General features: G+C 54.5%; 16 protein-coding genes. 4 read left to right on the forward strand and 12 right to left on the reverse strand.

Annotation, left to right across the window (positions count from 1 at the left end; translation table 11 throughout):
• Window positions 1-105: 105 nt before the first annotated feature.
• Window positions 106-1,455, reverse strand: a complete 1,350-nt coding sequence (locus WLO31_RS19415) for an NCS2 family permease (RefSeq protein WP_435928156.1) — start codon at window positions 1,453-1,455, stop codon at window positions 106-108.
• A gap of 24 nt (window positions 1,456-1,479) precedes the next feature.
• On the opposite strand from WLO31_RS19415, the gene WLO31_RS19420 reads away from it, so the two are divergent.
• Window positions 1,480-1,695, forward strand: a complete 216-nt coding sequence (locus WLO31_RS19420) for a hypothetical protein (RefSeq protein ID WP_435928157.1) — start codon at window positions 1,480-1,482, stop codon at window positions 1,693-1,695.
• Window positions 1,696-1,805: 110 nt separating this feature from the next.
• On the opposite strand, the gene WLO31_RS19425 is transcribed toward WLO31_RS19420, so the two are convergent.
• A complete protein-coding gene (locus WLO31_RS19425; protein WP_435928158.1) occupies window positions 1,806-2,474 on the reverse strand; it encodes a glutathione S-transferase family protein in 669 nt (222 codons plus the stop codon).
• A 269-nt stretch (window positions 2,475-2,743) separates the two neighbouring features.
• The gene (soxR, locus tag WLO31_RS19430; protein ID WP_435928159.1) at window positions 2,744-3,199 is read right to left on the reverse strand and encodes a redox-sensitive transcriptional activator SoxR; all 456 of its coding nucleotides are present in this window, start codon (window positions 3,197-3,199) and stop codon (window positions 2,744-2,746) included.
• An 86-nt stretch (window positions 3,200-3,285) separates the two neighbouring features.
• On the opposite strand from soxR, the gene soxS reads away from it, so the two are divergent.
• Window positions 3,286-3,609: a superoxide response transcriptional regulator SoxS gene (gene soxS, locus WLO31_RS19435; protein ID WP_435928160.1), complete on the forward strand. Its 324-nt coding sequence runs from the start codon at window positions 3,286-3,288 to the stop codon at window positions 3,607-3,609.
• 1 nt (window position 3,610) lies between these two features.
• On the opposite strand, the gene WLO31_RS19440 is transcribed toward soxS, so the two are convergent.
• Together WLO31_RS19440 and WLO31_RS19445 are read right to left on the reverse strand one after the other, a co-directional pair.
• The gene (locus WLO31_RS19440) at window positions 3,611-5,200 is read right to left on the reverse strand and encodes an EAL domain-containing protein (RefSeq protein ID WP_435928161.1); all 1,590 of its coding nucleotides are present in this window, start codon (window positions 5,198-5,200) and stop codon (window positions 3,611-3,613) included.
• Between the two features lie 265 nt (window positions 5,201-5,465).
• Window positions 5,466-5,747 carry a hypothetical protein gene (locus tag WLO31_RS19445; protein WP_435928162.1) on the reverse strand — a complete coding sequence of 94 codons (282 nt, stop codon included), beginning with the start codon at window positions 5,745-5,747 and terminating at the stop codon, window positions 5,466-5,468.
• Between WLO31_RS19445 and WLO31_RS19450 the strand changes: the two genes are divergently transcribed.
• Window positions 5,746-6,027, forward strand: coding sequence for a YjcB family protein (locus WLO31_RS19450; RefSeq protein ID WP_435928163.1), 282 nt, complete (start codon window positions 5,746-5,748; stop codon window positions 6,025-6,027). The genes WLO31_RS19445 and WLO31_RS19450 overlap by 2 nt on opposite strands.
• A gap of 97 nt (window positions 6,028-6,124) precedes the next feature.
• Here WLO31_RS19450 and ssb1 read toward each other — a convergent pair whose 3' ends face one another.
• Window positions 6,125-6,667 carry a single-stranded DNA-binding protein SSB1 gene (ssb1, locus tag WLO31_RS19455; protein ID WP_271123683.1) on the reverse strand — a complete coding sequence of 181 codons (543 nt, stop codon included), beginning with the start codon at window positions 6,665-6,667 and terminating at the stop codon, window positions 6,125-6,127.
• A gap of 225 nt (window positions 6,668-6,892) precedes the next feature.
• On the opposite strand from ssb1, the gene uvrA reads away from it, so the two are divergent.
• Window positions 6,893-9,718, forward strand: coding sequence for an excinuclease ABC subunit UvrA (uvrA, locus tag WLO31_RS19460; RefSeq protein WP_435928164.1), 2,826 nt, complete (start codon window positions 6,893-6,895; stop codon window positions 9,716-9,718).
• On the opposite strand, the gene WLO31_RS19465 is transcribed toward uvrA, so the two are convergent.
• From WLO31_RS19465 to dnaB, 6 genes are all read right to left on the reverse strand, one after another.
• Window positions 9,719-10,072, reverse strand: coding sequence for an MmcQ/YjbR family DNA-binding protein (locus tag WLO31_RS19465; protein ID WP_435928165.1), 354 nt, complete (start codon window positions 10,070-10,072; stop codon window positions 9,719-9,721).
• Between the two features lie 2 nt (window positions 10,073-10,074).
• Window positions 10,075-10,491, reverse strand: coding sequence for a secondary thiamine-phosphate synthase enzyme YjbQ (locus WLO31_RS19470; protein WP_435928166.1), 417 nt, complete (start codon window positions 10,489-10,491; stop codon window positions 10,075-10,077).
• A 135-nt stretch (window positions 10,492-10,626) separates the two neighbouring features.
• Window positions 10,627-11,340, reverse strand: a complete 714-nt coding sequence (gene aphA / locus WLO31_RS19475) for an acid phosphatase AphA (RefSeq protein ID WP_435928167.1) — start codon at window positions 11,338-11,340, stop codon at window positions 10,627-10,629.
• A gap of 216 nt (window positions 11,341-11,556) precedes the next feature.
• Entirely contained in the window at window positions 11,557-12,750 is a 1,194-nt protein-coding gene (tyrB, locus tag WLO31_RS19480) for an aromatic amino acid transaminase (protein ID WP_435928168.1), read from the reverse strand.
• Window positions 12,751-12,919: 169 nt separating this feature from the next.
• The gene (gene alr, locus WLO31_RS19485) at window positions 12,920-13,999 is read right to left on the reverse strand and encodes an alanine racemase (protein ID WP_435928169.1); all 1,080 of its coding nucleotides are present in this window, start codon (window positions 13,997-13,999) and stop codon (window positions 12,920-12,922) included.
• Window positions 14,000-14,113: 114 nt separating this feature from the next.
• Window positions 14,114-15,520: a replicative DNA helicase gene (dnaB, locus tag WLO31_RS19490; protein WP_167614391.1), complete on the reverse strand. Its 1,407-nt coding sequence runs from the start codon at window positions 15,518-15,520 to the stop codon at window positions 14,114-14,116.
• Between the last annotated feature and the right edge of the window lie 32 nt (window positions 15,521-15,552).

The raw sequence follows: 15,552 nt of genomic DNA on the forward strand, positions 1-15,552 counted from the left end.
GTTGTTCTAATAATAAAACAACTTTCTACACCGAAATGAAACAGGAAATACCTGGAAAAAAATAAGATGCGGGCCGCGCAAGATCCGGCCCGCAGAAGAAAAATCTTAAATTGCCCAGCCGCCCGCATAGAACACGACCAGAGCGACAGCGATAACAACGGTGCCGACGTTCAGCCTGCGCCACTCGCCGGAAACGATGCGGCCAATCACCAGCGAGGCAAAGCCGATCATAATGCCGGTAACGATGTTGCAGGTCAGGACGATAAACACGGCGGTGATCAGGCCCGCCATGGCATCGACGAAATCAGCGAAGTCAATTTTCGCCACGTTGCTTAGCATCAGCAGACCAACGTACATCAGCGCCGGAGCGGTTGCGTACGCGGGAACCAGATATGACAACGGGGCCAGGAACAGAATCAGCAGGAACAGCACGCCAACGGTAATAGCCGTCAGGCCTGTTTTACCGCCTGCCGCAGTACCGGCTGCGGATTCAATATAAACCGCCGCAGGAGCCGCCCCCACAAAGCCTGAGAACACGCTGCTCAGTGAGTCGGTGGTCAGCGCTTTGCCGCCGTCGATGATTTGCCCGTCTTTATCCAGCAGGTTTGCCTGACCGGCAACCGCGCGAATAGTGCCGGTGGCGTCGAACACCGCCGTCATTACCAGCGCCAGCACGCTTGGCAGAACGACTGGGTTGAGCGCGCCCATAATATCCAGGCTGCCAATCAGCGAGTTACCCGCATCGTCTTTTAGCGAGGGCATGGCGAAAATGCCGGAGAAGTGCACGGAAGGGTCGAAGATCAAACCGACAACGGAAATGCCGATGATAGTGAGCAGAATACCGCCCGGTACTTTCAGCTTTTCCAGACCGATAATGACCGCAAGACCAATCAGCGACATGATGACCGGGAAGCTGGCGAAATGCCCAAGCGCAACCGGCAAACCATCAAGCGGGTTTTTAATAACCAGACCGACGCCGTTTGCGGCAATCAGCAGCAGGAACAGGCCGATGCCAATGCCCGTGCCGTGCGCAACGCCCATCGGCAGGTTGCGTAAAATCCAGCTGCGGATGCCGGTAGCGGAAATGATGGTAAACAGCACGCCCATCAGGAACACCGCGCCTAAAGCGACAGGCACGCTAATGTGCTGGCCGAGCACCAGGCTGAACGCGGTAAAGGCGGTCAGCGAGATGGCGCAGCCGATAGCCAGCGGCAGATTCGCCCACAGGCCCATAACCAGAGAACCCACGCCCGCCACCAGGCAGGTCGCCACAAAGACCGCCGCAGGCGGGAAGCCCGCTTTACCCAGCATGCCGGGCACAACGATGACGGAATAAACCATCGCAAGGAAGGTGGTTAAACCGGCCACGACTTCCTGACGGACGGTACTGCCACGTGCAGATATTTTGAACCAGGCGTCAAGACCGCCGGTCGCACGCGGTGAAGGAGTAGACATAGTGAAAAATCCCCTGAGATTTTTATGATTACGTTATTACACCCGGTGGACATCCCGCTGCCGATTAAACGTCTTATCCCTGTGCTGAGATTGCGACAAAAAAGGGCGTCGCAAAAAAGCAAACGTTTAACTCCGCGTGTAAAAACTGTGCGTCAAAATGAAGGCAAACGATTATCCGGCCTTCTGAAGGGCTTTTTCAACCAAACTTTGCCGCTTTTTGCCGAAAACCACGCTGGCTGATGAAATAATCACCGCGCCATGCGCAAACGTTATCGTTAATGCGCAATTTCGCAACAATGCTGCAAAATGCCGGTAATGCAACTTGCTAACTCATACGATCTTTGGATGGATTAGCCACCGGGAATGTCGAATGGCCCGCCCTGTTGGATCGCTCTTTGCCAGGCCGGGCGCATTTGCGCATTTTTCATCCACCTCTGGAGATTTGGCAGGTCGTTAACACCGCCGCGTGCGAGCAAAGCAATCAGCGGGAAGCTCATCTGAATATCCGCTGCGCTAAACGCCTGCCCGGCAAACCAGGGCGTTTTGCCAAGATGATCTTCGATAAATCGCGCGTGGGTGGCCAGCTGTTTACTGAGATAGGCTTTCTGCACGCCCTGCCCTAAAGCTTTGCCAACGGGTCGCAGCAGCCAGGGCACCGGCGCTTTGCCCAGCCGGCCAAATACCAGCTTCATCATCAACAGCGGCATCAGCGACCCTTCGGCATAGTGCAGCCAGAAACGGTACTGAAGCTTATCCTGCGCGGCTATCGGCTTTAAACGGCTTTCGGTATCGTAAGTTTCCTGCAGGTACTCAAGGATTGCGCCAGATTCAGCGATGATATTGCCGTTATCTTCCAGCACGGGGGATTTGCCTAACGGATGCACTTTTTTAAGCGCTGCAGGCGCCAGCATGGTGGGTTCGCGCTGGTAGCGTACGATCTGATAGGGCAGCTCAAGCTCTTCAAGCATCCACAGCACGCGCTGGGAACGGGAGTTGTTCAGGTGATGAACGATAATCATGGGCTAACCTTTTGTTTTTGCAGACAGGTTAACTATAGATAGCACAGGCTGGACTGAGAGAAAAACAATTGCTCAAAAAAGATACAGTTTTAGTTGAAAGCTATAAAACCGGATCTACACTTAAGGTGTCAGCGCAATCCGGAACCTCCTGAGAATCTGTAATTGAGGGACGCTGATGTCGGGGGAAACCCTCCTTGCGAAAAGCGGGATAGAGCGAAAGACAAAGACCGGGAACAAACTAAAGCGCCGAAGTCGGGCGCTTTAGTTTTTTACTCTTCCAGCAGGCGGGCGCCGGTTCCCTCTTCGCCCAGCCTGTCGCCAGGGTTACGCAACGGGCAATCCGCACCGGACAGACAACCGCAGCCGATGCAGCCATCCAGCTCATCTCTTAATGCCGTCAGCGTATGAATGCGCCGGTCCAGCTCCTCACGCCAGAGCGATGAGAGCCTTTTCCAGTCGTTTTTATTGATGGATTGTCCGTTCGGCAGCACGCCAAACGCATCGCCAATGGTTGCCAGAGGAATACCGATACGCTGCGCTATCTTGATGATGGCGACCGTTCGCAGCACGTCACGCGTATAGCGCCGCTGGTTGCCGCTATTACGCACGCTTTTTATTAAGCCCTTACTTTCGTAAAAATGCAGCGCCGAAACCGCCACGCCGCTGCGCTTCGCCACCTCGCCCGGAGAGAGTAAGGTTTTAAATCGGGGTGTTTTCTTTTCCAAAATGCTCTTTACCTCAAGTTAACTTGAGGAATTATACTCTCCGGCAACAAAACCTGCTAATCGAATACGTTGAGTAAGGACAGCCCATGGCACACCAGGACATCATTTATACGTTGACTGAATGGATTGATGAGCACATCGACCAGCCGCTGAATATTGACGTGGTGGCGAAAAAGTCTGGTTATTCAAAATGGTATCTGCAAAGAATGTTCCGCACCGTAATGCGCCAGACGCTGGGTGAATACATTCGTCAGCGTCGGCTGTTGCTCGCGGCTAAAGAGCTGCGCGCTACCCGCCGCCCTATTTTTGATATCGCGATGGATTACGGCTACGTGTCGCAACAAACGTTTTCCCGGGTATTCCGCCGCGAGTTTGACCGCACGCCGACCGACTACCGCCATCACGCCTGAGCTAACCGGCAAATACGATGTCGTTACCGCCGCCTGGTCGATACAGCCAGGCGATAAACTCCTGCGGCGGTAAGGCTTTTGCGAAGTACCAGCCCTGGCAGTATTGCACGCCGCGCGCCTGAAGCCAGGCGACCTGCTCCCGGGTCTCTACCCCTTCGGCGACGGTCTTAAGGTTCAGGCTGCGCGCCATTTCAATAATATGTTCAGCGATGAGATAACAGGCCCGATCGGTGGTGAGATTATCGATAAAGGATTTATCTAATTTAAGAATATCCACATTCAGGAACCGCAGGTTGTGCAAATTAGCATAACCGGTGCCGAAGTCATCAATAGCGATTTCAAAACCCGCCTGGCGGAAAGCCTGAATAACCGGGCGGGTTTTCGGTACATCAATAAAACCTCTTTCTGTCACTTCGACTTTTATTTGATCGGCATTGACCGCGTGTTTTTTAATTTTTTCTGCAAGCATTGCCACGAGTCGGGGACAATGGAAATCGGTCGGCGATAAATTAATGGAAATATAAAGATCGGGATGATCTGCCAAAAATCCGCCAAAATCATTAAAGACCGCGTTAATCACATAATCGGAGATTTTCTGAATCAGACCTTCGGCTTCAGCGAGCGGAATGAAGCTGCCGGGGCTAATCCACTGGCCGCTATAGTTTACCCAACGAAGCAGCGCTTCGGCGCCTACACACCTTCCGCTCTGGATATCAATAATCGGCTGGTAATGTAATTTTAACTGGTTCTTTTCAAGGGCGCGCAGCAGCATGCGTCGTGGTGAATTCAACTGCTGACGGGAGCGAGACCACATCAGCAGTATAATGATGCTGCAGATAATCCCTAACGGTACGGTAAGCGTCAGCTGATGATACCACTCTTTATTAAAGCGCTCTTCCGAGGTAGAGACAATAACAGCAATTGGCCTGCGCTGTGATTTCAGGATTGTATAAACCCGATCTTCATCAGTAAAATAATTATCGTCTTCCGTAATAAAATCGTGCAGGCGCCTGGTATTAAGCTGCTCGCTTAGCGAAAAAAACGCTTTCGTTACAGTATCATATGCGCCATAAGCCAGACTATGGTCAGCTGTCATCACATCGGCATATGTGCGAGGGTTTACCACCACAACAATATTGCCCTGCTGCATGTACGTCATTTTATGACCGATATAAAAAGGCGTATCCAGGTAATAGTATATTGAAATATCAGGTTGCCGGGTGTAACTGGCTACGGGTGCTGAAAAGGGAACGGAAGGTTTATAAACCGTGGAGCACATAAATTGATTTCCACGGGCATAGATCAGATCTTCGACATACAGTTTACTGCGTGCGATATCCAGTAATTTCAGCATATGTTCAGGGCTACAGAGCGGGCCCGTATACCGCTGCGCTTCATGCTGTGCCGCGTCAACGTGCTGAATGACGATCTCTGTCTTTTCGATCACTAATTGCGCAAAAGAGCGAAGATGCTGCTGCGTCTCGCTGGAGGCGCGAACATGAGCAAAATATACCGCTAACAGGATGGGCAAACATACCGTCAGCATAAAACCAGAAGTACGTAAAATACGCAGATAAATCCGTTCTGTCATGGTAGTCACATGTCCCTGATATTACCGCCCGTTGTCGTTTAACTGGAACAAACCTGCAAGCCGCCGGTTACGTTGCATGAATAATCATACATTAGCAATAGTCTTTTTATTCTTAACGGCAAAGCATAGATGAAAATAAAAAAAGCTGGAAAAAAAACCAGCGGTTCATGACGCCATATTTAATATGGCAGTGGAGATATGTTTATTATCTTAATTTAAATAGCAGAGAATAATTCGTTAAGTAAAATCGCGGCGCGCATAAACATTAACAACGGCAAGGCTGAAAAGTGACGCCTCCTGACGCAACGCGCACTTCTGCTCTCTTGCGAGCCATCCCAGGGGCGGGGAAATGCGCAAAAAACGGACCGCGCATCTGGCGATTAAAAAGACAACTGTGATAAACTTCACAAACTTTATGCAACAAAGATTTTTTTACATTTTTGTAAACACTTATCTTCCCGGCGGCTTCCGCATCGTCGCTTGTCGCACCTGTTTTTTGTAGCGAGCCGTTATGCCTGATAAGTTGCCTTAAGAGGAATGGTTTCATGACTACAATCACCACCGGCGTGCTGCTGATGCGCTGGCCGTTATTTAGCGCGGTACTGATGTTTCTTGCCAGCACGTTAAATATTCAGTTTCGTAAATCTGACTACGCTTTTCTGGCGGTGGTGAGCAGCGGGCTGGGGATCGCCGCCGCGCTGTGGTTCGCAACCGGGCTGTTAGGCCTGACGGCTTCCGACTTCGCCGTGATGTGGAGCTCCTTTAAAGAGATGATGGTCGAAATCTCAAGCCACGCTCCGCCAGAATGGCCGATGGTCATTACCTGAGTGGCAAGGCGTCAAAGAGGTATATAAACAAAAACCCCGCCGAATAAACAGCGGGGATTTTTTGATGCCTTAAGCGACGTTTTTATTCTGAACGGGATCAGAACGGAATATCGTCGTCAAAATCCATCGGTGGTTCATTATTAGACGGCGCCGGTGCGCTCTGCTGCTGCGGGCGAGACTGCGCGCCGCCGCTGAACTGATTGCCGCCCTGCGGCTGCTGAGGTTGACCCCAGCCACCCTGCTGCTGCCCGCCGTTACCGCCACCAGCCGGTGCGCCTGCACCGCCGCCCGCACGGCCGCCCAGCATCTGCATGGTGCCGCCCACGTTCACCACGACTTCGGTGGTGTATTTTTCCACGCCAGCCTGGTCGGTCCATTTGCGCGTTTGCAGTGCGCCTTCGATATAAACCTGGGAGCCTTTACGCAGGTATTCACCTGCCACTTCCGCCAGTTTGCCAAACAGCACAACGCGGTGCCATTCAGTTTTCTCTTTGGTTTCGCCGGTTTGCTTGTCGCGCCAGGACTCTGACGTGGCCAGGGTAATGTTGGCAACAGCGCCACCATTTGGCATGTAGCGTACTTCCGGGTCCTGACCCAGATTCCCGACGAGAATCACCTTGTTTACGCCTCTGCTGGCCATGATCGTGTCTCCTGAAACGTTTTATGAATAGTGTAAACCCTCGATTCTACCATGCCACCCCCAATGTTTATAGCTGCGGGATCTATTCCAGAATCTCGGCGCATTATACATTATTGCATTAAAACACTGGATATCCATTCAGGTTTTATTGTGTCATAATTAGCCGTTTACGATCGCCGGTAGCATCATGCGGCCGGGCAAAAGCGTTTAATCCGGGAAAGGTGAATGGATAAGATCGAAGTTCGGGGCGCCCGCACCCACAATCTCAAGAATATCAATCTCGTTATCCCTCGCGACAAACTTATTGTCGTGACCGGGCTTTCGGGTTCTGGCAAATCCTCACTGGCTTTCGACACCTTATACGCTGAGGGGCAACGTCGTTACGTTGAGTCTCTCTCCGCCTATGCGCGTCAGTTCCTGTCATTGATGGAAAAGCCGGATGTTGACCACATCGAAGGGCTGTCGCCTGCGATTTCTATCGAACAGAAATCCACGTCGCATAACCCGCGATCTACCGTCGGCACCATTACTGAAATCCACGATTACCTGCGTCTGCTGTATGCACGCGTGGGCGAGCCCCGCTGCCCGGACCATAATGTTCCGCTGGCGGCGCAAACCGTCAGCCAGATGGTGGATAACGTGCTGGCCCAGCCGGAAGGCCGCCGCCTGATGCTGCTTGCGCCCATCATCAAAGACCGCAAAGGCGAGCACGCCAAAACGCTGGAAAACCTCGCAAGCCAGGGTTATATCCGCGCCCGTATCGACGGCGAGGTGTGCGATCTTTCCGATCCGCCAAAGCTTGAGCTACAGAAAAAACATACCATTGAAGTGGTCGTCGACCGTTTCAAAGTGCGCGAAGATATCGGCCAGCGTCTGGCAGAATCTTTTGAAACCGCCCTTGAGCTATCCGGCGGTTCCGCTGTGGTGGCCGATATGGACGACGAAAAAGCCGAAGAGCTGCTGTTCTCCGCCAACTTCGCCTGCCCGATTTGCGGCTACAGCATGCGCGAATTAGAACCGCGCCTGTTCTCGTTCAACAACCCGGCTGGCGCATGCCCAACCTGCGACGGCCTGGGCGTACAGCAGTATTTCGACCCGGATCGCGTGGTGCAAAATGGCGAGCTGTCGCTTGCCGGCGGCGCAATCCGCGGCTGGGATCGCCGTAATTTCTACTACTTCACCATGCTGCGCTCCCTCGCCGAGCACTATAAATTCGACGTGGAAACCCCCTGGGATGAACTGAGCGCTTCGGTGAAAAACGTCGTGCTGAACGGCTCCGGCAAGGAGACCGTCGAATTTAAATACATGAACGACCGCGGCGATACCTCCGTGCGCCGCCATCCGTTCGAAGGCGTGCTGCACAATATGGAACGCCGCTATAAAGAGACAGAATCCTCTGCGGTCCGCGAAGAGCTGGCGAAGTTCATCAGCAACCGTCCGTGCGCCAGCTGTGAAGGCACTCGTCTGCGTCGCGAAGCTCGCCATGTGTTTGTCGAGGATACCCCGCTGCCGACGATTTCCGATATGAGCATCGGCCATGCGATGGAATTCTTCCACAACATGAAGCTCAGCGGTCAGCGTGCGCAGATCGCGGAAAAAGTGCTTAAAGAGATCGGCGACCGCCTGAAATTCCTCGTCAACGTAGGCCTGAATTACCTTTCGCTCTCCCGCTCAGCGGAAACGCTCTCCGGCGGTGAGGCCCAGCGTATCCGTCTGGCAAGCCAGATCGGGGCCGGGCTGGTCGGCGTGATGTACGTGCTGGATGAACCGTCCATCGGCCTGCACCAGCGCGATAACGAACGCCTGCTCGAAACGCTGATCCACCTGCGCAATCTCGGCAATACCGTGATTGTGGTCGAGCACGACGAAGACGCCATTCGCGCCGCCGACCATATCATCGATATCGGCCCGGGCGCCGGCGTACACGGCGGCCAGGTCGTTGCCGAAGGCACCATGCAGGACATTATGGCCGTGCCGGAATCCCTGACCGGCCAGTACCTGAGCGGCAAACGTGAAATTGCCGTCCCCAAAAACCGCGTGCCCGCCGATCCGGAAAAAGTGCTGAAGCTGGTGGGGGCGAGAGGCAACAACCTCAAAGACGTTACGCTGACGCTGCCGGTAGGCCTGTTCACCTGTATCACCGGCGTTTCCGGCTCGGGTAAATCGACGCTGATTAACGATACGCTGTTCCCGATCGCCCAGCGCCAGCTCAACGGCGCCACCATTGCGGAACCGGCAGCCTATCGCGATGTGCACGGCCTGGAGCACTTCGATAAGGTTATTGATATTGACCAGAGCCCGATTGGCCGTACCCCGCGCTCCAACCCGGCGACCTATACCGGCGTGTTTACGCCGGTACGCGAGCTGTTCGCCGGCGTGCCGGAGTCCCGAGCCCGCGGCTATACGCCGGGCCGCTTCAGCTTTAACGTGCGTGGCGGGCGCTGTGAGGCCTGTCAGGGCGATGGCGTGATCAAAGTGGAAATGCACTTCCTGCCGGATATCTACGTGCCGTGCGACCAGTGCAGAGGCAAGCGCTATAACCGCGAAACGCTGGAAATTAAGTACAAAGGCAAGAGCATCCATGAAGTGCTGGATATGACTATTGAAGACGCGCGCGCGTTCTTTGATGCCGTACCGGCGCTGGCGCGTAAGCTGCAAACGTTAATCGACGTCGGCCTGTCTTACATCCGCCTGGGCCAGTCAGCGACAACGCTGTCCGGCGGTGAAGCGCAGCGTGTGAAGCTGGCGCGCGAGCTTTCCAAGCGCGGCACCGGGCAAACGCTTTATATTCTCGACGAGCCGACAACCGGTTTGCACTTCGCGGATATTCAGCAGCTGCTTGAGGTGCTGCATCAGCTCAGGGATCAGGGTAATACCATTGTGGTTATCGAACATAATCTGGACGTGGTAAAAACCGCGGACTGGATTGTCGATCTCGGTCCGGAAGGCGGCAGCGGCGGCGGTGAAATTCTCGTCTCCGGCACGCCGGAAACGGTTGCTACCTGCGAAGCGTCTCATACTGCACGCTTCCTCAAGCCGTTGCTGAAGTAATCAGTCTGAAAGCTGCTGCCTGGTCTGTTCGGGCAGCAGCGATAGCGCCTGCTGATACGACGCGTCCACCAGATAATAAATCTGCGAATCCGGCAGCGTTCCATCCAGATAAACCGTGCTCCAGTGCGCCTTATTCAAATGCGCGCTGGGGAAAACGTCTTTATGGCTTTCCCGCAGCAAATCCGCAAGTTCCGGACTCGCTTTTAACGACACCGCCGGACGCGCCTCTACGTCATGCACCATGGCGTAAAGCACATCCGCCACTTTAATTTGCGTGGCCTTCCAGTCGCTATGAACGCTCTGTTCGGCGCCCGGTTTATTCATACAGTATTGCAATAGCTCCGAATTGGTCATTTTTATTCCCCTTGTAGCGTCGCAATAATTTTGCGGGAACCGCCGTGAATACGATGCTCTCCCAGCCAGATACCCTGCCAGGTGCCAAGCTGTACCTGTCCGCGATGGACGGGCAGCAGTAATGACACGCCCAGCAATGATGACTTGATATGTGAAGGCATGTCGTCCGGGCCTTCATAATCATGTTCATAGTCGGCATTGTCCGGCACGGTTTTCAGAAAGTGCCTTTCCATGTCCTGACGCACGGTCGGGTCACAGTTTTCATTCAGGGTCAGGGAGGCGGAAGTATGCTGGAGCAGAAGATGCAGCAGTCCGGTTTGCACCTCAGAAAGCCGGAACAATTGCCCAAGGAGTTCATCCGTAATGAGATGAAACCCACGAGATTTGGCTTTTAAAGTGAGAGTCTGTTGAAACCACATACGTTGCTCCGGATAAATTTGCGCTCACCTAAGTGTGCAAGCAACCTGGCGAAAGGTAAAACCCGGCGGATGAATTTTGATGAAAAAAAAGGCGACAGGCCCGCGCGTGTCGCCGTTTTTCTGTCTTCTCAGAAATTAATATTCTGAATTAACAACCACTTCTTCGCCATATATCCCTGCTTTTGGCAAAGGCTGATAGCTGGAGTTTGAAGCGCGCAATATGCGAATTCCGCGAGCGCCAACTTCCTGAGCGGCGGTAATATCGTTATCCGAGTCGCCGTAGAAGATTTTAATTTGTTTGTCTTTCAGCCACTGCGTTTTGGTATTTTGCCCTTCTTTATCCCCGGCAAAAATTACAGGGTTAACAAACGCCTGTGGTATCAGGAAGTCATTCTGCAGCGTTGTGGTGACGGTTTCGGTTTTCGTCCGGCTGCGTCCGGTGACAAAATAGACGCTGTCGCCGCGCTTTAAGTGCATGGCGATGAGCGACTTCGCCACCTCTTTCGGCATGCTGAATTCATCCCAGCCGTTGTTCATCTTTTCCCAGAAGGCCGGATTTTTCAGGTAATCCTGTTTACCGGGAGAGAACTCTTTTTGCCCGCGATAAAAGCCGGGGCTTGAGAAAAGCACCGTGTCATCGATATCAAAACCAACGGCGATCGGCGGCCGGCCAAGCAGGCTATTTTCAATCTGAGCCACGGAAACCCAGTGTATGGGCGCCTGCTGCGCAAGCTGCGCGACGGTGACGCCTGGGTTGAGCGGCGCCGGGACTGACTCTTTCGCAACGACGGAGTGATTTAGCCCCAGCAACAAGCAGACGGCACTTAAGGCCAGTGTGATTTTACGCATCGTTTTCCCTTTCATTTTCATCGCTTTTTATTTTTATAAAACAGAGCAACCGGTCAAAAATCTACCTGACCATACCGACAAGGCAATGAGAGTTAAAGGTTTATTTCAGCGTTTGCTCTGGAAAAAGGCGACGATCACAAAACGAAAAGCGGCTGTTGCAGGGCGGATGGCGCAGCGCTTCACCACCCTGCAAAGGAGAACTAAGTTAGTAAGCGCTTACATGACAGCGGCAAACGCTTTCGCAACGCGCTGCACGTTGTTACTGTTCAGACCGGCAACGCACATGCGGCCGCTGGCTATCAGGTACACGCCAAACTCATCACGCAGACGGTCAACCTGCTCTGCGCTCAGGCCGGTATAGCTGAACATGCCGCGCTGCTGCAGCAGATAGTCAAAGTTACGTCCCGGCATCTCGGTCTTGAGTACGGAAACCAGCGCCTGACGCATATCGAGGATGCGACGACGCATCGTTTCGACTTCCGCCAGCCAGCTGGCTTTTAGCTGCTCGTCATTCAGGACGGCGGCCACCACCTGCGCACCAAAATTCGGCGGGCTGGAGTAGTTGCGGCGCACGGTGGCTTTCAGCTGTCCAAGCACACGGCTTGCCTCATCCGCATCTTCACAAACCACGGACAGCCCGCCGACACGTTCGCCGTACAGGGAGAAAATCTTCGAGAATGAGTTGCTGACCAGCGCCGGCAGGCCCGCCTGCGCAATAGCGCGGATTGCATAGGCATCTTCTTCCATTCCCGCGCCAAAGCCCTGGTAGGCGATGTCGAGGAACGGAATCAGCTCGCGCGCGTTGAGAATTTCAATAACGGCATCCCATTGAGCATCCGTCAGGTCTGAGCCGGTTGGGTTGTGGCAGCACGGATGCAGCAGCACGACGCTTTGCGCAGGTAAGGTGTTGAGCTTCTCAAGCAGGGCTTCGAAACGCACCCCGTTGGTTTCATCGTCAAACCACGGATAGGTATTCACGGTGAAACCTGCGCCGGCAAAGATGGCGACGTGGTTTTCCCAGGTAGGATCGCTGACCCAAACCTGCGAATCAGGGAAATACGTTTTCAGGAAATCAGCGCCCACTTTCAGCGCGCCGGAGCCGCCCAGCGTCTGGATAGAAGCGATGCGCCCTGCCAGTAATGCCGGATGTTCAGCACCGAACAGCAAAGGCGCGATTGCGCTGCGGTAGCTATTCAGACCTTCCATCGGTAAATAAAGAGAAGCGCCGTGCGGCTGCGCATTGAGTCGGGCTTCGGCTTCCGCCACGGCCTGTAGCTGTGGGATTGCCCCATCTTCGTTGTAATAGAGGCCAATGCTGAGGTTAACCTTATCGACGCGCGGGTCAACTTTAAAACGCTCCATTAAGGAGAGGATCGGGTCGCCAGCATAGGCGTCAACTTTTTGAAACACGGTGGGGTTCTCCTGGTTTACAGTGTGGCGGACAACCAATGTAAACCGGAAGCAGTAAAGAGATCGAGGGGTTTGTCCTGGGAATTTGTAGGGTGGATAAGCGTTAGCGCCATCCACCAGGTTATGTCGGGACGATTGCTCAATCTACAAAGGTACAAAGTCAGAGGACTTAGTCCAGATATTCCATCGCCACCCTTGAAGTCAGGCGCGTGATAAGTTCGTAAGCGCTCACCTTTGTCACTTCCGCAATGCGCTCGACGGGCAAACCTTCGCCCCACATCACCACGCTATCGCCGACTTTTTCTTTGGCCTCCGGGCCGAGATCGACACAAATCATGTCCATCGCCACGCGTCCCACAATCGGCACTTCGCGGCCGTTGACCAACACCGGCGTCCCCGACGGCGCGCTGCGCGGATAGCCATCGCCATAGCCCATGGCGATAACGCCCAGACGGGTATCGCGTTCGGCAACCCATGTGCCGCCGTAACCCACCGGCTCGCCTGCTTTGTGGTTGCGCACCGCAATCAGGCTTGAGGTTAGCGACATGACCGGCCGCATGCCGAAATCCGCGCCCCACGGCTTTTGTTCGAGGGGAGAAACGCCGTAAAGAATTATGCCCGGGCGCACCCAGTCAAAATGAGACTGAGGCCAGAGCAACATCCCGCCGGAGGCGGCGATAGATTTCTGCCCCGGTTTGCCCGCGATAAAGGTGCTGAAGATATCGAGCTGGCGCGGCGTGGCATCGGATCCCGGCTCATCGGCCCGTGCGAAATGGCTGACGATATTGACCGGCTGGCTGACGTTTTTGCAGCGCGTGAGGCGCTGGTAAAAAGCTTCCGCCTCATGAGGCAGCACGCCCAGACGGTGCATGCCGGTATCGAGCTTCATCCACACGGTAATCGGATGGCTTAAATCGGCCTGCTCCAGCGCTTCAAGCTGCTCGATGCTGTGGACCGCGGTTTGCAGGTTCTGCCCGGCGATGGTCGAGAGGTCGCCGGCGTTAAAGAAGCCTTCAAGCAGCAGGATCGGCTGGGTGATGCCGCCAGTACGCAGCCGCACGGCCTCTTCAAGACGGGCAACGCCGAACGCATCGGCATCGGGGAGAGTTTGCGCGGTCTCAATTAGACCGTGACCATAGGCGTTTGCTTTCACAATCGCCACCAGGCGGCTGGCGGGAGCCAGTTCACGCAGGCGTTGCAGGTTGTGTCGCAGAGCGCGGCGGTTAATGACGACGGTTGCCGCTTGCATGTTTCTTCCTTGCTCAATGTTTACCAGAGCGGTGGATGGCGCATAGGCTTATTCACCCTACGGAAAATGTAGGGCGGATAAACCTATGCGCCGCCCGCCGGGATGACGAGGATTTTAGTCTTCGTCGTACTGCGGGCCTGCATAGTTGTCGAAGCGCGACCACTGCCCGTTAAAGGTTAAGCGCACCGTGCCGATTGGGCCGTTACGCTGCTTGCCGATGATGATCTGCGCGATGCCTTTCTCGTCGCTGTTGTCGTTATAAACTTCATCGCGGTAGATAAACATGATTAAGTCGGCATCCTGCTCGATGGAGCCTGATTCACGCAGGTCCGAGTTAACCGGGCGTTTATCCGCACGCTGTTCCAGGGAGCGGTTAAGCTGCGAGAGCGCCACCACCGGCACCTGCAGCTCTTTTGCCAGCGCCTTGAGCGAGCGTGAAATCTCGGCGATTTCCAGCGTACGGTTGTCGGAAAGCGACGGCACGCGCATCAGCTGGAGATAGTCGATCATGATCATGCTCAGACCGCCCGCTTCGCGATAGATGCGGCGCGCACGGGAGCGCACTTCGGTTGGCGTCAGGCCCGAGGAGTCATCAATATACATATTACGCTTCTCAAGCAGGATGCCCATGGTGCTGGAAATACGCGCCCAGTCCTCGTCGTCCAGCTGGCCGGTACGGATTTTGGTCTGATCCACGCGGGAGAGCGACGCCAGCATACGCATCATGATCTGCTCGCCGGGCATCTCCAGGCTGAAGATCAGCACCGGTTTTTCCTGCAGCATGGCAGCGTTTTCACACAGGTTCATGGCGAAGGTGGTTTTCCCCATCGACGGACGCGCGGCCACGATAATCAGGTCCGATTTCTGCAGCCCGGCGGTTTTCTTGTTCAGATCCTGATAGCCGGTATCCACGCCCGTCACGCCGTCGTGCGGCGTCTGGTAAAGCGATTCGATGCGCGACACCGTCGCCTCGAGGATCTGGTCGATGCTTTTCGGGCCTTCGTCTTTATTGGCGCGGTTTTCGGCAATCTGGAAAACGCGCGACTCGGCGAGATCGAGCAAATCTTCGCTGGTGCGGCCCTGCGGATCGTAACCGGCATCGGCAATTTCGTTTGCTACGGCGATCATTTCGCGCACAACGGCGCGTTCACGGACGATGTCCGCATAGGCGCTGATGTTCGCCGCGCTTGGCGTATTTTTAGATAACTCGGCCAGATAGGCGAAGCCGCCTACGCTTTCCAGATTCCCCTGCAGTTCAAGAGATTCAGATAGCGTGATCAGGTCGATAGGCTTGCTCATTTCCAGCAGGCGCTGCATTTCGGTGAAGATCATGCGATGCGGACGACTGAAAAAATCGTTGGCGACAACGCGCTCGGAGACGTTGTCCCAGCGTTCGTTGTCCAGCATTAAACCGCCCAATACCGACTGCTCCGCTTCCAGAGAATGTGGCGGCATTTTCAGCCCTTCCATCTGACGGTCACGGGTTTCGTTCGGTTTGTTGAAGGGTTTATTTCCTGCCATAGTGAGGGAGTTACCTGTTTGGGAGTGACAAC

Origin of the sequence: Dryocola sharpae, from assembly GCF_051307055.1 — a bacterium.
Lineage (GTDB): Bacteria > Pseudomonadota > Gammaproteobacteria > Enterobacterales > Enterobacteriaceae > Dryocola.